Origin of the sequence: Streptomyces sp. NPDC096046, assembly GCF_040303285.1 — a bacterium.
GTDB lineage: Bacteria > Actinomycetota > Actinomycetes > Streptomycetales > Streptomycetaceae > Streptomyces.
The window spans coordinates 20,745-37,541 of sequence record NZ_JBEOSZ010000062.1; the positions used below are offsets into that span (position 1 = coordinate 20,745).

Annotated in this window: 20 protein-coding genes and 1 pseudogene; 8 read left to right on the plus strand and 13 right to left on the minus strand. The window is 72.4% G+C overall.

The genetic code is table 11. From position 1 onward, the window contains the following. Positions 1–42: 42 nt before the first annotated feature. The gene (locus ABTX62_RS38065) at positions 43–225 is read right to left on the minus strand and encodes a hypothetical protein (RefSeq protein WP_502998064.1); all 183 of its coding nucleotides are present in this window, start codon (positions 223–225) and stop codon (positions 43–45) included. Continuing rightward, the gene (locus ABTX62_RS38070; RefSeq protein ID WP_502998065.1) at positions 216–536 is read right to left on the minus strand and encodes a hypothetical protein; all 321 of its coding nucleotides are present in this window, start codon (positions 534–536) and stop codon (positions 216–218) included. Before ABTX62_RS38070 ends, ABTX62_RS38065 begins: the two co-directional genes overlap by 10 nt. Here ABTX62_RS38070 and ABTX62_RS38075 point away from each other — a divergent pair. Further along, the gene (locus tag ABTX62_RS38075; RefSeq protein WP_502998066.1) at positions 447–767 is read left to right on the plus strand and encodes a PaaX family transcriptional regulator C-terminal domain-containing protein; all 321 of its coding nucleotides are present in this window, start codon (positions 447–449) and stop codon (positions 765–767) included. The genes ABTX62_RS38070 and ABTX62_RS38075 overlap by 90 nt on opposite strands. A gap of 73 nt (positions 768–840) precedes the next feature. Here the strand turns inward: ABTX62_RS38075 and ABTX62_RS33995 are convergent, their stop codons facing one another. After that, complete coding sequence (locus ABTX62_RS33995) at positions 841–1,629, minus strand: pectate lyase (protein WP_352119782.1); 789 nt, start codon at positions 1,627–1,629, stop codon at positions 841–843. 437 nt (positions 1,630–2,066) lie between these two features. Here ABTX62_RS33995 and ABTX62_RS34000 point away from each other — a divergent pair, with 437 nt between their 5' ends. After that, entirely contained in the window at positions 2,067–3,407 is a 1,341-nt protein-coding gene (locus tag ABTX62_RS34000; RefSeq protein ID WP_352119783.1) for an extracellular catalytic domain type 1 short-chain-length polyhydroxyalkanoate depolymerase, read from the plus strand. 34 nt (positions 3,408–3,441) lie between these two features. Here the strand turns inward: ABTX62_RS34000 and ABTX62_RS34005 are convergent, their stop codons facing one another. Next, a complete protein-coding gene (locus ABTX62_RS34005; protein WP_352119784.1) occupies positions 3,442–4,521 on the minus strand; it encodes an NADH:flavin oxidoreductase/NADH oxidase in 1,080 nt (359 codons plus the stop codon). 117 nt (positions 4,522–4,638) lie between these two features. Here ABTX62_RS34005 and ABTX62_RS34010 point away from each other — a divergent pair, with 117 nt between their 5' ends. Continuing rightward, positions 4,639–4,989 carry an ArsR/SmtB family transcription factor gene (locus ABTX62_RS34010; protein WP_352119785.1) on the plus strand — a complete coding sequence of 117 codons (351 nt, stop codon included), beginning with the start codon at positions 4,639–4,641 and terminating at the stop codon, positions 4,987–4,989. Between the two features lie 99 nt (positions 4,990–5,088). On the opposite strand, the gene ABTX62_RS34015 is transcribed toward ABTX62_RS34010, so the two are convergent. Continuing rightward, positions 5,089–6,435 carry an FAD-dependent oxidoreductase gene (locus ABTX62_RS34015; protein ID WP_352119786.1) on the minus strand — a complete coding sequence of 449 codons (1,347 nt, stop codon included), beginning with the start codon at positions 6,433–6,435 and terminating at the stop codon, positions 5,089–5,091. A gap of 209 nt (positions 6,436–6,644) precedes the next feature. On the opposite strand from ABTX62_RS34015, the gene ABTX62_RS34020 reads away from it, so the two are divergent. Next, positions 6,645–7,100, plus strand: coding sequence for a DUF6214 family protein (locus ABTX62_RS34020; protein ID WP_352119787.1), 456 nt, complete (start codon positions 6,645–6,647; stop codon positions 7,098–7,100). Positions 7,101–7,128: 28 nt separating this feature from the next. Here the strand turns inward: ABTX62_RS34020 and ABTX62_RS34025 are convergent, their stop codons facing one another. Then, positions 7,129–7,785 (minus strand): DUF305 domain-containing protein, encoded by a 657-nt coding sequence (locus ABTX62_RS34025; RefSeq protein WP_352119788.1) that lies wholly within the window; start codon positions 7,783–7,785, stop codon positions 7,129–7,131. A gap of 190 nt (positions 7,786–7,975) precedes the next feature. Here ABTX62_RS34025 and ABTX62_RS34030 point away from each other — a divergent pair, with 190 nt between their 5' ends. Further along, entirely contained in the window at positions 7,976–9,478 is a 1,503-nt protein-coding gene (locus ABTX62_RS34030; RefSeq protein WP_352119789.1) for an LVIVD repeat-containing protein, read from the plus strand. Here the strand turns inward: ABTX62_RS34030 and ABTX62_RS34035 are convergent. The 5 genes from ABTX62_RS34035 to ABTX62_RS34055 all read right to left on the minus strand — a co-directional run bounded on the left by ABTX62_RS34035 (position 9,466) and on the right by ABTX62_RS34055 (position 13,527). Next, positions 9,466–10,152 carry a TetR/AcrR family transcriptional regulator gene (locus ABTX62_RS34035; protein WP_352119790.1) on the minus strand — a complete coding sequence of 229 codons (687 nt, stop codon included), beginning with the start codon at positions 10,150–10,152 and terminating at the stop codon, positions 9,466–9,468. The two genes, ABTX62_RS34030 and ABTX62_RS34035, sit on opposite strands and share 13 nt — an antisense overlap. A gap of 201 nt (positions 10,153–10,353) precedes the next feature. Then, positions 10,354–11,043, minus strand: a complete 690-nt coding sequence (locus ABTX62_RS34040) for an HAD family hydrolase (protein ID WP_352119791.1) — start codon at positions 11,041–11,043, stop codon at positions 10,354–10,356. A 71-nt stretch (positions 11,044–11,114) separates the two neighbouring features. After that, a complete protein-coding gene (locus ABTX62_RS34045; RefSeq protein WP_352119792.1) occupies positions 11,115–11,783 on the minus strand; it encodes a phosphatase PAP2 family protein in 669 nt (222 codons plus the stop codon). A gap of 169 nt (positions 11,784–11,952) precedes the next feature. Next, positions 11,953–12,888, minus strand: a complete 936-nt coding sequence (locus ABTX62_RS34050) for a M56 family metallopeptidase (protein ID WP_352119793.1) — start codon at positions 12,886–12,888, stop codon at positions 11,953–11,955. Between the two features lie 99 nt (positions 12,889–12,987). Next, a complete protein-coding gene (locus tag ABTX62_RS34055) occupies positions 12,988–13,527 on the minus strand; it encodes a DUF5134 domain-containing protein (protein WP_352119794.1) in 540 nt (179 codons plus the stop codon). A gap of 123 nt (positions 13,528–13,650) precedes the next feature. On the opposite strand from ABTX62_RS34055, the pseudogene ABTX62_RS34060 reads away from it, so the two are divergent. Further along, positions 13,651–13,856, plus strand: a pseudogene (locus tag ABTX62_RS34060) (FUSC family protein); the annotation flags it as partial. A gap of 350 nt (positions 13,857–14,206) precedes the next feature. Next, positions 14,207–14,686, plus strand: a complete 480-nt coding sequence (locus tag ABTX62_RS34065; RefSeq protein WP_352119798.1) for a MarR family winged helix-turn-helix transcriptional regulator — start codon at positions 14,207–14,209, stop codon at positions 14,684–14,686. Between the two features lie 95 nt (positions 14,687–14,781). Here the strand turns inward: ABTX62_RS34065 and ABTX62_RS34070 are convergent, their stop codons facing one another. Beyond that, the gene (locus tag ABTX62_RS34070) at positions 14,782–15,543 is read right to left on the minus strand and encodes a VOC family protein (RefSeq protein ID WP_352119795.1); all 762 of its coding nucleotides are present in this window, start codon (positions 15,541–15,543) and stop codon (positions 14,782–14,784) included. 160 nt (positions 15,544–15,703) lie between these two features. Further along, positions 15,704–16,096: a VOC family protein gene (locus ABTX62_RS34075; RefSeq protein WP_352119796.1), complete on the minus strand. Its 393-nt coding sequence runs from the start codon at positions 16,094–16,096 to the stop codon at positions 15,704–15,706. A gap of 72 nt (positions 16,097–16,168) precedes the next feature. Between ABTX62_RS34075 and ABTX62_RS34080 the strand changes: the two genes are divergently transcribed. After that, entirely contained in the window at positions 16,169–16,708 is a 540-nt protein-coding gene (locus ABTX62_RS34080) for a GNAT family N-acetyltransferase (protein WP_352119797.1), read from the plus strand. Positions 16,709–16,797 lie beyond the last annotated feature (89 nt).

Below are 16,797 nucleotides of genomic sequence, written 5' to 3' on the forward strand. Positions count from 1 at the left end.
TGCGCCCGATGGCCGGAGTTCGAGTCGGCCGCCCCGGGCCGGTCAGGCCGCCCCGACGCCCTGGCCGGGCAGTGCCCGCGCCGCGATCGCGTCCAGGCCCGCCGTCTGAGGCAGTGTGCCGAACGCGTGCCCCCAGTCACCCCCGAGCCGCGTCGCGCAGAACCCGTCGGCGACTGCCTGCGGCGCGTGCCGGACGAGGAGGGTGGCCTGGAGCGTCAGCGCCATCTGCTCCACGAGCCGGCGTGCCGTCGCCTGCGACGCCTCGGACAGTCCCGCCTTGAGCCGTGCCACGGCCGCGTCCAGCCGGGCGTCCGCCCCCCGGGCCAGGGCCAGCTCCCCGGACAGGGCCTCGACGGTGCCCGGTTCGCGACGCAGCGCCCGCAGCACGTCGAGGGCGTTGACGTTGCCCGAGCCCTCCAGATCGACAGCAGGGGAGCCTCGCGGTAGTGCCGGGGCATGCCCGAATCCTCGACGTAGCCGTTGCCACCGAGGCACTCCAGTGCCTCCGCGGTGAAGGCCGGGCCCCGCTTGGTCACCCAGTACCTGCCGACGGCGGTGGCGATCCGGCGGAACGCGGCCTCGCCCACATCGCCGGCGCGTCCCGCCCGGCCGCCTTCGCCGCCGTCGTACGGCACCTGCTCGCCGACCCCGTGCTGCCACCGGCACTCCTGCCCGCCGACTGGCCCGGCGCCGAACTGCGCGCCGCCTACGGCGACCACCAGCGGGAACTGACCGGGGACGTACGCGCGCGCGTCCACGGTGCCTGACGCGGACGGCCGTGCGCAGCGCCCGCCGGGACGCTCCGCACGGCCGGCTTCTCCGTGGGGGGATGGCCTGGGGCTACCTGTAGGTGATGTCCGAGGTGGAGTAGAGGCAGTTCCTGCTGTCGGGCCCCGAGCCGACGGCGGTGTTGTTGTTGTACTTCTGGCAGGGGACGACCTTGCGGCCGGAGTCGTTGCGGATCGTGATGTTCCGCAGGGTCGCCACGTCGTTGCGGTTGACGTTGATGCCGACGAGCCGCGCGGTGGAGCCGGTGCCCGTCACGTCGATGGTGTTGAGGTTGACCTTGCGCGTGTACTGCGTGGAGCAGTCGCCGCAGGAGCGGTAGAGCGTCTTGAACTCCTGCACCGCGAAGTTGGAGATGTTCAGGGTGCCGCCGCCGTTGTGCTGGAAGACCTTGTCCGCCGCCTTCTTCGCACCGCCGCCGATCACGTGGTAGGTGGCGCCGGTGCCGCCGCGGAAGGTGGCGGCGTCCTCGCCGACGTCCTCCCACCAGACGTTCTGCAGCGTGCAGCTGCCCTCGCAGTGGATGCCGTCGGCCGCGGGGGCGCCGAGGATGACGTTCTTCAGCACCGCCCCGTTCGACAGCTTGAAGATCGGGTCCTGGCCCTCCTCCTGGCCGTCTCCGGCCAGGGCCCCGGTGCCGTAGAACCGCTTCATCCCGTAGTCCTTGGTGCCGGACACGGAGATGGTGGAGGAGGTGCCCTGGCTGCCGTTGGGGGTCGGCCAGGTGGCGGCGCTCGCCGCGGGGGCCTGAGTGGTCATGATCATGCCAACCGACAGGCCGAGTGCGGCCAGTGCGCCGGTCAGCGCACGCCTGCGGGCGGGCGGACGTGTCGCAGAAGTCATGTCCCGATTCCTTCTGTCGTGGGGGTGGATGGGGTCAGGGCCTTCCGGTGGTCGTGCGTCCCATGTGGTTTCGTGTACGGCTCTTCATGTACATGAACCATGTTCGCTGAGGTGTTCACCTGGTGCGGCACAAGTGCACCCGTCGATAGCGACGGTCACGCTGCTGAACGGAACGTAGAGGGTAAGCGCTTTCTAGTCAACGCCTCGCGCAGAACGTGTTCGGCGGGTCCTGGCGACGGCGACAGAGGCGTGGGAGCGCTTCCATAAGGGCCATGTCCATGCCACCATGCGGAACGGATGCCTCCCTCCACACGTCGGCGGTGGGCCGCGAGAGGTGGCTGTCCGAAAGCCTCGCGCCCTGCCGACCCGGACCGACGTCTTCGCTGAACAGCCCGTACGACGTCCTGCGCACCGCACCCAACGGAAGGGACCCGGACGTGTATGCCACCCCCCACTCCGCGCCGAGGAGACCCCTGCGGTCGATCCTCCTCGCGCTCGTCGCCGCGCTGCTGCCGTTGCTCGCGGCCTCCGCGCTCACCGTGCCCGCGGCGGCCGCGGGCGAGCCCGCCCGTGCTTCCGCCCGCCAGAGGGCCGTACCCGCCGCGGCCCTCACCGAGGTCACGAACTTCGGCACCAACCCGAGCAACCTGCGCATGTACCTGTACGTGCCGGAGAGCGTGACTCCCGAACCGGCCGTCGTGGTGGCCGTGCACTGGTGCACCGGCTCGGGCCCCGACATGTACAACGGCACCGAGTACGACACGCTGGCCGACCGGTACGGGTTCATCGTGCTCTACCCGTCCGTCACCCGCAGCAGCAAGTGCTTCGACGTCTCCTCGCCCCAGGCCCTGCGCCGCGGCGGCGGCAGCGACCCCGTCGGCATCAAGTCGATGATCGACTGGGTCGCCCGCACCTATGGCGCCGACACCGGCCGGATCTTCGCCACGGGCATCTCCTCCGGCGCGATGATGACGAACGTCCTGCTCGGGGACTACCCGGACGTGTTCGCGGCGGGTGCCGCCTTCTCGGGCGTCCCGTTCGGCTGCTTCGCCACCACCGACGGTTCCGAGTGGAACAGCGCCTGCTCGGGCGGCACGGTCACCCGCACCCCGAAGGAGTGGGGCGACCTGGTCCGGGGCGCGCACCCCGGCTACACGGGGCCCCGCCCGCGGATGCAGATCTGGCACGGCACCCAGGACGACGTCCTGCGCTACCCCAACTTCGGGGAACAGGTCAAGCAGTGGACCGACGTGCAGGGTGTCAGCCGGACGCCCGCCGCCACCGACACGCCCCAGTCCGGCTGGACCCGCACCCGTTACGGCGGCACGGGTGACCGGGCTCCCGTGGAGGCCATCAGCCTCCAGGGCGTCGGCCACAACCTGTACACCCAGGGCATGGCGTCCCGCGTGCTCACCTTCTTCGGCCTGGACGGCTCCGGCCCGGCTCCCCAGCCCCAGCCCGGCGCCTGCAAGGTGGCGGCCTCGGTGAACGCGTGGAACACCGGCCTGACCGCCACCGTGACCGTCACCAACACCGGCTCGGCCACCGTGAGCGGCTGGAAACTCGGCTTCACGCTGCCGGCGGGGCAGACCGTCACCGGCGGCTGGGGTGCCACGTACACGCCGTCGTCCGGGTCGGTCACCGCGACCAACGTCTCGTACAACGGCACCATCGCGCCGGGTGCGAGCGTGAGCATCGGCTACCAGGCCGGTCACGGCGGCGACACCGCCGCTCCGGCCGCGTTCACGCTCAACGGGACGGCGTGTGCGGCCGGTTGACGTACCTGTGTGAGTGCCGGACCGGACGGTCGGCTCAGACCGACCGGTGGTACTGGTCCGGCACCCGTACCTCGCCGCCGAGTTCCCGCGCGGCGAGCCGCGCCCACGAGGGGTTGCGCAGCAGCTCGCGGCCGAGCAGGACCGCGTCCGCCTCGCCGTTGGCCAGGATCTTCTCGGCCTGCTCGACGTCGGTGATGAGGCCGACCGCGGCGACCGGCAGGGCCGTCTCGTTCTTCACCCGGGCGGCGAAGGGCACCTGGTAGCCGGGGCCGGTGGGGATGCGGACGCCGGAGGCGTTGCCGCCGCTGGAGACGTCCAGCAGGTCGATGCCGTGGTCCCGCAGGCCGGTGGCGAAACGGACCGTGTCGTCCGCGCTCCAGCCGCCGTCCTCGAGCCAGTCCGTGGCCGAGACGCGGAAGAACAGCGGCTTGTCGTCCGGCCAGACCTCCCGCACGGCGTCGACGACTTCGAGGGCGAAGCGGGTGCGGTTCTCGTACGAGCCGCCGTAGGCGTCGGTGCGGTGGTTGGAGTGCGGGGAGAGGAACTCGTTGATCAGGTAGCCGTGGGCGCCGTGGATCTCGGCGACCTGGAAACCGGCGTCGAGCGCGCGGCGGGCGGCTGCCGCGAACTGCTCGACCACGTCCTTGATCTGGTCGACCGTCAGCTCGGCCGGGGCCGGGTGCCGGTCGTCGAAGGGGAGCGGGCTCGGGGCGACGGCGTCCCAGCCGTGGGCCTCCGGGCCGACCGGGGCGCCGCCCTTCCAGGGGCGCTCCGTGGAGGCCTTGCGGCCGGCGTGGGCCAGCTGGACGGCGGGAACCGTGCCGTGCGCGGCGAGGAAGCCGGTGATGCGGCGGAACGCCTCGACCTGCGTGTCGTTCCAGAGGCCGAGGTCGTAGGGGGAGATGCGGCCCTGCGGGGACACCGCGGTGGCCTCGACGATGATCAGCCCGGTGCCGCCGGTGGCGCGGGCGGCGTAGTGCGCGAAGTGCCAGTCGGTGGGGGCCCCGGCCTGCGGGCCCTCCGGAGCCGCCGAGTACTGGCACATCGGGGGCATCCACACGCGGTTCGGGATCGTCAGCTCGCGCAGGATGCAGGGCTCGAAGAGCGCGGTCACGGCGGACTCCATTCGTCACGGGGCCGGGTCGACTCGTACGATAGTCATCGTAGTACGGTGGGTGTCAAACTACGAAGGTTCTCGTACCATGGAAGTTCCCGAGGAAGTGGAGCCGCCGTGACGTCCCCCGCCGTCAGCAGTCGTGACCTGCCGCATCCCGCGCGTGACGAGATTCGGCTGGAGGGGGTGCTGCACGCGCTCTCGGACCCGATGCGGTTGCGGATCGTGCGGGAGCTCGCCGGCGCGAGCGGTGAGCTGTCCTGCTCGGACTTCGAGCTGCCGGTCACCAAGTCGACCACCACGCACCACTTCCGGGTGTTGCGGGAGAGCGGGGTGATCCGGCAGGTGTACCGGGGGACGGCCAAGATGAACGGCCTGCGGCGGGAGGAACTCGACGCGCTGTTCCCGGGACTCATGGGTGCGCTGCTCGACGGGGCTGCCCGGCAGGACGTCCGTCTCGGTGACTGAATCGGTCGCCGGGCACGCGCGGGCCGGGGCCTGTCGTGCCGACGCGGCCGAGTCGCGCGGTGCTCCGGCCCCGTCGCACCCACAGAATCAACGAAAAGATCAGTAAGGAGCTCGGCCCGCCGCGGCCTTCAGCAGGGACTGCCAGTCCGGGAGCTTGACCACTCCGCGGCCCAGTGCGGCTCCCAGGTCCGCCTCCGCTCGCTCGATCGACCGCCAGCCCTCCCATTCGATCGGGTGGACGCCCTCGGCGTGCAGGAGCGGGACCGAGTCGTCGGGGACGGCTCGCAGAGCGAGCGCCGGGGCGTCCTCCAGGAGGGACGTCGCGGTCTCCTTCGCGCAGGGGCGGTTCGTACCGATGACGCCCGTGGGGCCGCGCTTGATCCAGCCCGCCACGTACTCGCCCGGGGAGGCGGCCCCCTCGCGCAGGACCCGGCCGCACAGGTTCGGGACCGTACCGGTGGCCGGATCGAACGGGAGGTCCTCCAGGGGCACCCCGCGGTAGCCCACGGAGCGCAGGACAAGCTGCCCCTCGACGACCTCGTGGCGGCCCGTTCCCGTCACGCCGCCGTGGCCGTCCGGTGCCGTCCGCTCGAACCGCGCCGCACGCACGCGGCCCTGCCCGGCGAGCAGTTCGGCCGGACGGAGGAAGAACCGCAGGTGGATGCGGTGCGGTGCGCCCGTCGGGGACGACTCGGCCCAGTCGCGCAGCACCTCCACGTTGCGGCGCTGCGGGGCGGGCAGCGCGGAGGGGTCCGTGTACCCCGGGTCCAGGGCCAGCTCCGCCGGGTCCACGACCACGTCGGTGTCCGGCAGGGTGCCCAGCTCGCGCAGCTCCTTGGTGGTGAACCGGGCCTGGGAGGGGCCCCGCCGTCCGACCATGTGGATTTCGGCCACCCGGCTCGCGCCCAGGGCGGCCAGGGCCCCCTGCGGCATGTCCGTCGGGGTGAGCTCGGCCGGTCCACGGGCCAGCATGCGCGTGACGTCGACGGCGACGTTGCCCAGGCCGATCACCACGGCCGACCGGGCGTCCCGCAGGAAACCGGCGTCCGCGGCGTCCGGGTGGGCGCTGTACCAGGACACGAACTGTGTCGCCGACCAGCTTCCCGGCAGGTCCTCACCCGGGATGCCCAGACGCCGGTCGGTGGCGGCGCCCACGCAGTACACCACCGCGTGGTAGAGCCGGCGCAGCCGGGCCACGCTCACCCCGTCGGGGCCGATCCGCACGCCGCCGAGAAACCGCACCCGGTCGTGCTCCAGTACCGCGCGCAGCTGGTTCTGCAGCGACTTGATCTTCTCGTGGTCGGGCGCCACGCCGTAACGGACGAGACCGTACGGGCACGGCAGCCGGTCCAGGACGTCGACGCACACCTCTGAGTCCAGCCGGACAAGGCTCTGGGCGGTGTAGCACCCGCTCGGACCGGAACCTACGACGGCGACACGCAGCACGGCGGAACTCCTTACCCGGGGGATCCGGCGGATCTCGGGAGAGCGCTGACGCCTCCAGCATCGCACCGGCCGGGCTCCGCTGACAGGGTGCTGTGCGCCGGCCCGGGCGCGTGTCCGATCTATAGGGAATGTGATCATGCGGTTACGTTCGATATGTGCTGGAAGCCTCCTTTCTGAATCTTTCTGATCGCTCTCCGGTAGGCGACACGGTGTCCGTGCGTCCCGCGTGGGAAGTGCGGGAGAACGAGGGCACCACCCGGTGGTTCGAGTTCCGGCTGGTCTTCGCGGACGGCGCCCGGGTCGACGCGCTGGCCGTCGTGGGCGGCGGATGCGTCTGCGTCGAGGAGGTGCGGGCCCAGCCCGCGCTGTCCCTGGACGACCTGGCCGTGCTAGCCGACTGGATCGAGGAGTTGGTGGCCGAGGCGTGCGCCGGGTCCGGGCCCGACGGGCCCGGGGCCGAGAGGCGCCGTGCCCGGCCGGCCTGGCCGCGCGGCGCGGAGGGGCGGCGGCTGGTGGCGCAGGCGTACCGCGCCGCCCAGCTGGACGGCGCCGACCCGGTCCTCGCCGTGATGGGCGCGACCGGGCACAGCCGTCGCACGTCGCTCAGGCTGATCGGCCGGGCCCGGGACGAGGGGCTGCTGTCACCGCGCCGCGCCCGGCGCTGAAGGCGGTCGACGGCCCGGCCCGGGGTGATCAGAGCATGGTCCGCATCCGGGTGATCTCGCTCGTCTGCTGCGCGATCACCTCGTCGGCCATCTCCTCGACGCGGATGTTGTTGCCCTCCCCCTTCACCTCCGTGGCCATCGTGATCGCACCCTGGTGATGAGTCGTCATCAAGGTCAGGAAGAGGTGGTCGAACGCCTTGCCGTCGGCCGCGCGGAGCTTTTTCAGCTGGGTCTCCGTCGCCATGCCGGGCATCGTGGCGTGCTCGTGCCGCTCGGCCCTCAGCGGCTTGCCGTACGACTTCAGCCAGCCCTTCATGGCCTCGATCTCGGGCTTCTGGCCGGCCGCGATGCGCTCGGCGATCCGCTTCACGTCCTGCGACCCGGCGCGCTCGGGGACGAGGTCGGTCATCACCAGGGCCTGGGCGTGGTGCTCGATCATCATGCGGACATAGGAGACGTCGGCGGAGTTGGGGGAGTCGTTCTCCGAGCGCCGGTCGGCGGCCTCCTCGGCGGACAGGGTGCGGTTCGCCTCGCCCGGCTCACCCGGAGCGATCACGGCGGGCCCGTCCGCGGCGGCCGGTTCGCGGTCCGGACCGGAGTCACAGCCCCCGGCCGCGAGCACGGCCAGGGCGACCAGCCCCGTCGCCGCGACGGCGGACGCCCGGGACGTACGGCGGAAGAGCACAACGACCTCCTGTGACAAGCGGGTTGGGACGCACCTCGGGTTGCCGACGACGTACTGGCACGCTTCCGCGGGTCATCGATCGGGAAACTTCATTGCGATGCTGTTGCCCTCTATTGGTATGTGCATGGCGAAGACGATACTGCGTGGTGCGTGAACCGTTCCGCAGTGAACGGAACCAGGGAGGAAAACAGTGATCCTGTTGAACGACCGCAGAACGCGCCGCAGACGTCTGGGAGTCGCCGCCGCAGCCGCCGGGCTGCTGGGCGCCCTCCTCACGGCGGCACCGGCAGGGGCCACCCCCGACCCGGGGGACGCGCCGCCCGCGCCGAAGAAGGTGTCCAAGAGCGCTCAGGCCGAGGTCCGTGAGGCCATCCAGAGCGGCGAGATACCCGCCCAGGACGAGATCGTCCACTCCGACAACATCCAGCACCTGGCCCATGTCCCCAAGGACGTGCTTCAGGGCACGAACTCGGACCTCGCCTTCCAGGGCAGGTACGCGTTCGCGGGCAACTACGACGGCTTCCGCATCTTCGACATCAGCAACCCCAAGGCGCCGAAGACCGTCGCCCAGGTGCTGTGCCCCGGCTCGCAGAACGACATCTCCGTCTCCGGCAACCTGCTGTTCCTGTCCACCGACTCCTCGCGCAGCGACAGCAGTTGCTCCAGCACCACCCAGCCGGCGACCGAGAAGTCCTCCTGGGAGGGCATGAAGGTCTTCGACATCAGCGACAAGCGCAACCCGAGGTACGTCGCGGCCGTCGAGACCGCGTGCGGCTCGCACACCCACACGCTGGTGCCCGAGCGGCGCAACATCTACGTGTACGTCTCCTCGTACTCGCCGAACGCCGCCTACCCCGACTGCCAGCCGCCGCACGACGGCATCTCCGTCATCAAGGTGCCGCGCAAGGCTCCCGAGAAGGCGAAGGTCGTCGGCTTCCCCGTGCTGTTCCCCGGTGAGGGACCGGATGGCGGCGGCAACCCGGGCGGACCCACCAACCCGGGCGTCTCCAAGACCACCGGCTGCCACGACATCACCGTGCTGCCGTCGAAGGACCTGGCCGCGGGCGCCTGCATGGGCGACGGCATCCTGTTCTCCATCAAGGACCCGGAGCGCCCGAAGGTCATCGACCGGGTGCAGGACAACGTCAACTTCGCGTTCTGGCACTCGGCGACCTTCAACCAGAAGGCGAACAAGGTCGTCTACACCGACGAGTTGGGCGGTGGCGGCGCGGCCACCTGCAACGCGGAGGTCGGCCCGGACCGCGGTGCCGACGGCATCTACGACATCGTCGGCAAGGGCGACAAGCGCAAGCTGGTCTTCCGCAGCTACTTCAAGATCCCCCGCCACCAGGCCGACACCGAGAACTGCGTGGCCCACAACGGCTCGCTGATCCCGGTCAAGGGCAAGGACATCATGGTCCAGGCCTGGTACCAGGGCGGCGTCTCCGTCTGGGAGTTCACCGACTCGGCCAACCCGAAGGAGATCGCCTACTTCGACCGCGGCCCGCTGACCACCGACACGATCAAGTCGGGCGGTTCCTGGTCGGCGTACTACTACAACGGTCACATCTACTCGAACGAGTACGCGCGGGGCTTCGACGTCCTGAAGATCGACGACCGGCGCACCGACCCGGCCCGCTGGGTCCACCAGCGTGAGCTCAACGTGCAGACGCAGCCGGACTACTTCGACTGATCCGGCGGACCGCACTCCGGTGCGGCCCCGGTCGCGAAGAACCGCGACAGATCCTTGTCGCCCCTCCCGCCGCAGGCTTCGGTCTCCGGCGGGAGGCCCAGCTCCCAGTCGAGCCGGTACCGCTTGAACAACTCGGCCCGCAGCACCGGCACCGGCATCGGCACTCCCGGCACCAGCGCCGCGTACACGGCGCCCATCAGCAGGGCGCGCATCATCGGGTAGTCGCTGTCGACGTCCGATGATCCGTGCCGGGCCATGGTGTCCCGCAGCAGCTCGGCCAGGCGCCGCTGTTCCGGGCACTGCATGAAGCCCTCGGCCTGGAGGATCCCCGCCATGTGCTGGCGCATCAGCACGGGCCGGTCCCTGGCCAGCCCCAGGATGGCGTCGATGGCCCGGGCCATCCGCTCCCGGCCGTCCTCGGTGTGAGGCTCCCGCTCCAGCGCCTCCTCCAGCGTGCGGTGCATCAGCCGGTGCACGGCGGACTGCACCAGCTGGCGCTTGCCGGGGAAGTAGTAGGACACCAGGCCGCGGGCGGAACCCGCGCGGTCCGCGATGTCGCCGAGCGTGGTGGCGTCGTAGCCGCGCTCGCCCACCAGCTCGACCGCCGCCTGCAGGAGCCGCTCCCGGGAACGCCGCCGCAACTCTTCGTTGACCGAGGCGCTACGCGGAGACATGCTGTAACTCCCGTGTTGACTGGCTGCCAGCCAACTATACTCAGGGCGTCCGGCCACGACCCGTGAGGTCTGGGCCGGCGATGCCGTCTGCCTCGGGCGACGCGGGGGATCGTCCGAGGCGGGCGAGCCATCGCCCTGGTAGTAGCCTCGGGCTACTTTCCCGTGGGGGAGTCAACCCCTCATGTCGGGAGCGTGCGCCCCTCAGCTCACCAGATCCAGGACCGGACGCAGCCCGTCCGGCCGGTCGGCCGCCGGCAGGTGGTCCACGAAGTGCACCCCGCATCCCAGAGCGGCGGCGCCGCCGTCCGCCCTGCGATCGTCACCGACCATGAGGGTCTTGCGCGGATCGGCGCCGAGCGCCTCGCAGGCGGTGGCGAACAGCCGCGGGTCGGGCTTCTGGATGCCGTGCTCGTACGACAGGACGTACGCGTCGACGTACGGGTCGAGGCCGTGCGCGCGGAAGACGGGACGCAGGTCCCAGCCGATGTTGCTGACGACCCCGACCGGGACGCCCCGCTCCCGCAGGGTGCGCAGCACCTCGACGGCGTCCGGGTAGGGAGCCCACGCGGCCGGGGTCATGTGACGGTCGTACAGCGCGTCGTGCAGCGCGGGGTCGGGGAGCGGGACCTGCCGGGAGAGGCCGGTGTAGGCAGCCCGGTGCAGAGCGGCGCTCTGGTCCCGGACCGGCCAGGTGCCGGCCAGGTCCTCCGGCACCCGCGCGGGGTCACCGCCGCCCGGCAGCGCCCCGACCGACTCCAGCGCCCGTGCCGCGGCGGCCAACTCGGCCTCCGTGAGCCGGACACCGGCCCCGGCCAGGGTGCCACGCAGCCAGGAGTCGGTGGACTCGACACGGAAGAGGGTCCCGGAGAAGTCGAAGAGCACGGCGGTCATGCGGCGATCCTACGAGGCTCCGCCGGGCCGCCGTGCGAAGACCGGTGAGGCGGCGCCGACTTGGTCCGGCTTCAGGGGTGCCAGCGCCGGTGCGCCCACACCGCCAGGGCCACCACCGTCGTGCCCAGGAGCCAGCCGCCCAGCACGTCCGACGGCCAGTGGACGCCGAGCCAGATCCGGGTCAGACCGACCCCGGCCACCGAGACGCCGGCCACGGCCATGGCCGAACGCCACACGGCCCGGCCGACGCCGTGCCGGTGCAGGAGCCACAGCAGCAGGCCGCACACCACCGTGGCGGTCATGGCATGGCCCGACGGGAAGGCCGAGTAGTGAGCCGAGTCGACGGGGTCGGGCCAGACCGGGCGCGGCCGGTCCACCGCCGCCTTGATGCCCTGCTGCACCAGCGTGCCCAGCGTGACGGCCAGGGCCAGCCACACCGCGGTCCAGCGCGCGGCCAGCCGCACCACCAGCCACACGACGACGGCCGCGCACAGCAGACGCATCGTCCACGGATCCCACACCCAGTCGGTGAGGATGCGGCACGCCTGGGTGAGACCCGGTTCGTCCACCGCCCAGCGGTGGGTGGTGCCGGCGATGTCCCCGTCCGCCCTGATCAACGGGCTCCATCTGACCGCGACGAGGATCAGCAGCAGCGCCGAGCACAGGGCGAGGACGCCTGCGAAACGGGCGGCGCCGTGGTTCTGCGGACGGGGCGGCGAGTCGAGGGTCGGGGTGTGCATGATGCGATCCTCGCCGAACCGGGGGGTCCGGATCCAGTACGGCGACCATCCGCGGCCCCCGGAGCACGAGCTTCGGCCAGGTCACAACCGCCGGAACCGGCCCGGGGGAACGCCACGCCCGATGCCCGGCACGGCGGGAGCCCCGGGGCGGTCCCTGCCGCCCCTCGAGCTATCCCAGCGCCCGCAGCCCCGGGACGAACGCCACCAGGACCGGCACCGCGGGCACCAGCGCGGCCGCCGCCGTCAGACGCAGGCGCCGGGCCGCGGTCAGCCGGTCCGGGGGAGTGAGCAACCGGTGCACCCGGGCCGGGACATGGGCCTGCGGTGTCGGGCAGGGGCCGAACACACCGCGGTGCTCGTTCAGTTCGACCAGGGCCAGGGCCGTGGTCAGACGGCCGAAGCGGCGCGATGCCGTGTCGTCGGCGGCGAGTTCGACCAAGCGGTGCATCTCGTCGCGGAACGCGGCGAACACCGGAATCTGCGGAAAGCCGCCGGCCAGGGCCGAGGAGCAGTTCAGCAGCCAGTCGTGCCGCGCCCGGGCATGCCCCTGCTCGTGGGCGAGCACGGCGTCCAGCTGCCGGCCCTTCAACCGGCGCAACGCGGCCGTGGTGACGACCAGTTGCGGGGGAGTGCCGGGCTGCCACCAGGCGTCGGGCCGCTCGCTCTCCAGGACGACGAGCCGACCCGAGACGGCCAACTCGCCGGGCAGCAGCGGAGCCCGCACGAGGAGATCGGCACGCCGTCGGCGGCGCCGGCCACGGGCCCGGCCGATCTCGTGGGCCAGCATCGCCGCGCTCCACAGACCGCCGCCGGCCAGCGCGACCGCGAGGGTCGCCGCCCAGGGGCCCGCCGTACCGAGGGCATAGGCCTCGACGACCGCGCGGGGAGCCGTCGCGAAGAGGTGCCCGCCGACCACGTGCCAGGCCGCGGCCGCGCTGAGCGTCATCGACAGCACGCAGCACACGAGGACGGCCGCCACCACGCACTGCCACATCCACAGCGCCACCACCGGCTCGCGGTCCGGCCAGTCCGCCCGGGCGAGCAGCCGCGGGGCGACGACGGCGGTGAGGGCGCCGAGCAGCAGCAGCACGGCGGTGAGCATCATGAGGGCAGCCTATGAGCGAGGCCCCGCTCAGGGGTACGGCTTGTGGCACCGAAGTGACGCAGGCAACGGATCCGCTGCGGGCGCCGGGGCCGGTCCCCTTCAGAGCGTCAGCAGCATCGCGACCATCGCGATCCCCATCGACAGCCGGCAGGCCCGCGCCAGCTCCGGCCGGTCGCCCCACCCGGCGGGACCACCGCCTCCGGCCACGGCGGCGACCGGCACCAGGCGGACGCCGGTCAGCAGCACGTACCCGGCGAAGTAGGCCAGCAGCGCCCCGGTCAGCAGCGGGGCCCCCTGGCCGTGCCCGTGCCCGGGGGAGCCGGCCATGACCACGGACATGTAGGTCATCGCCACGGCCCCCACCAGGTGGTGGAGGTGGTGCGCGCCCGCCCGCGCCGCCCACAGCGCGTGCACGCCCGCCGCACCGAACACCACCGCGTAGACGGGCCAGGTCCACGCGGGCGGCGTGAACACCGCCGTCGGCACGGCCATCGCGGCCATCCCGAAACCCATCAGCGCCTCACCGCCCGCCGCGCTGCGCTGCTCCGCCGCGCCGCTGCGCATCCGCGCCAGGCGGTAGGCGCCGGTCACCGCGCAGAGCGCCACCAGCAGCCAGCCGGACGAAGCCGGTCCGTGCACGCGCACCTCCCCGTTCGACGGTCGGTCATTCGATGCCCGGGCCATGCGGCGCGCACGCGAGCGCAAAGATGTACACGGGGAGCATCGGACGGAGCACGGCAGGTGAGCAGTAATACTTCACCGGCTCGCCGCGGTCTCGCCGTCGCCCTGGCCGACCTGCGGGCCACCGCCGACGCCGCCGCCGGTGAATGGTGGCAGCGCGCCATGCCCCAGGAGCGGGTCGTGCTCGCCGAGCAGGCCGGACACCGTACGCTCGCCGCGACGGCCCGACGCCAGGGCCTGTTCCCGACCCGGGACCGGCCACCGAAACGGAGGACGCACGGCCATGACGCCGACCGAAGGACCATCGCCCACGGGACCCGACGCGGGACGGAACCCGCAGCCGGTGGCGGAGGGGCGGGTGGCCGACGACAGGACGGTGATCGGAGGGGATCCCACGGGTGGTGCCCAGGCGGCCGGTGGCGATCCGGTGGAGGGGACGCACCCGCCCGGCGGTGCCCAGGCGGCCGGCGCGCACGCCACCGGTGGTGATCCCGCCGGGGGCTGGGCCACCGAGGAAGGGCCGGCGGCCGGGGGGAATCCGGCTCGTGACCCGGCGGCCGGAGCCGATCCGGGTGGCGAGCCCACCGGCGACACCGATCCGGCCGGTGGCCGCCGGGGTGACACCGTCGCCGCTGTCGTGCGGCAGTGGCGGCTCGTGCACCCCGGGCTCGACACCGGCCCGATGGAGGTCATCGGGCGGATCAACCGCTGTGCCGCCCTGCTGCAGCAGGCCGAGGACGCCCCGTTGCGCCGGGCGGGACTGAGCAGGCCCGAGTTCGATCTGCTGGGCGCGCTGCGCCGTACCGGGCACGAGCTGACACCCGGAGAGCTCGCCCGGGAGACCTTCTCCTCGGGGGCCGCCGTCACCAAACGCCTCAAGCAGCTGACCGAGCGCGGTCTGGTCGAACGGCGCGGCGATGCCCGTGACCGCCGGGTCGTCCACCTCCGCCTCACCGACGCCGGGCGCGACCTCGTCGACGGCATCCTGCCCGTCCAGCTCGCCTACGAGACCGCCGTGCTGTCCGGCCTGGACGGCCCCGAGCAGGGCGAGCTCGCCGCTCTGCTGGGGGAGTTGCTCAGCCAGCTGGAGGGGCGCCTCGGCGTGCTGCGGGCCTGACCGGCGCGGTCACGGCCCGGAGCACCTCGTGCGGCGAGCGGCGGTGTGTGGAGCGGCGGTCGTCGACGACCGTCCAGCGGTCGCCGCAGACGCTCTCAGGTCTCGTCGGCCGCCCGGTACACGCCGAACATCGCCCCCTGCGGGTCCCGCAGCACCGCGATGCGCGGTCCGTCGGGCACCGAGGTGGGCACCATCAGAACCGTGCCGTGCCGCTGCACGACGGCCGTCGTGGCGTCCACGTCCGCCACGGCGAAGTACGGCAGCCAGTGCGCCGGCACCTCGGGCGGGAACTTGTCGTCCATCGTCACCATGCCGCCGAAGTCGGCGCCGCCGACGCCCCACTGGGTGTAGCGGTCCGACGGGACTACCGTCCAGCCGAACACCCGCGTGTAGAAGGCGACGGCGCCCTCGGGATCCCGTGTCATCAGCTCCACCCAGCCCAGCGAACCGGGCGCGTTGAACAGCCCGGCGCCCGGGAAGGTGCCCGCCTGCCACAGCTGGAAAGCGGCACCGCCCGGATCGGCGGCCACCGCGAAACGGCCCACCTCGGACACGTCCACCGGGCCGAACAGCATCGTCCCGCCCGCCTCGGCCACCGCCCGTGCGGTGGCGTCAGCGTCGGTCACCGCGAACGACACGTTCCACCCGACCGGCTGCGACGGCTGGTACAGCGGCGCGAGCGCGGCCACGGCCGCGTCCCCGAGGTGCGCGACGGTGTAGCCACCGGTGTCCTGACGCGCGTCCGACTCGGGCCGCCAGCCGAACAGCCGGGTGTAGAACCGCCGGGCCGCGTCCAGGTCGCTGGTCCCGAGCTCGGCCCAGCAGGGGCCGCCGGTCACCGGTGCGTCGAGCTTCATGGCGTTCCTTCCACGAGCGGCGGGGACAGGCCCCCGGGGTCCCCTCCAGCACGCTAAGCCGCCCTCCGGCCTCCCTGCCATCCGGGAAAACCCACCGGTGTGCCGCTGCGGCCCGGCGCACTCCGCCGTGTCGCACCGGGGAGCGTCGCGCCGGCCGGTCTCAGATGCCCGGTCGGTAGCGCATCGGATGGTCGGCGGGGACCTCCACCAGCACGATCGGCGTCCCGTCCGGGTCCGCGATCCACATCTCGACCAGCCCCCAGGGTTCCCGCACCGGTGGCCGGACGATCTCCACGCCCTTGGCGCGCAGCTCCTCCTGCGCCGCCGTCACGTCGTCGACCTGCAACCACAGGCGTACGGCGGGCACCGGGGGCGTCTCGGACCGGCCCGAGACCTCCAGGAAGCCGCCGCCCATGAAGAAGACCGTGCCGCGCTCCGGCCCCGTGCCGAACTCGCGGTACACGGCGAGGCCCAGCTGCTCACCGTAGAAGGCACGGGACCGCTCGGGGTCGGCCGGGCGGAGCAGGATCCTGCTGCTGAGTACATGCACCATGCGGCGCAGCTTAGTGGCGGCGTTACGCTCGTCCCTGCCCGAGCCGCGTCAGGAAAACGGAGACCCGCACCGATGGAGACCGCCGCCACCCCACTGACCTTCCGCGATGCCACCGACGCCGACGTGGACGAGCTGGTCGCGTTGATCGAGTCGGCGTACCGGGGCGACGACAGCCGGGCCGGGTGGACCACCGAGGCGGACATCCTCGAGGGGCAGCGGACCGACCCGGAGGGTGTGCTGGAGGTCGTCAAGGCGCCCGACAGCCGCCTCATGACCGTGGAGCGGGACGGCAGCATCGTGGCCTGCTGTCAGCTGCGGCATCAGGGAGACCACGCCTACTTCGGGATGTTCGCCGTGAGCCCCCGGCTCCAGGGCGCGGGTCTCGGCAAGGTGATCATCGCGGAGGCGGAGCGGCAGGCCCGCGAGACGTGGGGCGTCAAGGAGATGCAGATGACCGTGATCTCCGTGCGCGAGGACCTCATCGCCTGGTACGAGCGGCGAGGCTATCGCCGCACGGGACGGATGGCCCCGTTCCCGTACGGCGACGAGCGCTTCGGCGTTCCACAGCGCGCCGACCTGGAGTTCGAGCTGCTGGTCAAGGAACTCGCCTAGGGGGCTTCTGATGGATCTACGTGGAAGAAGGAGCGGCGTTCGGTGCGTGCGATCGGCGTGCGCCGTGAACGGTCATGTGGCGGAGCCAC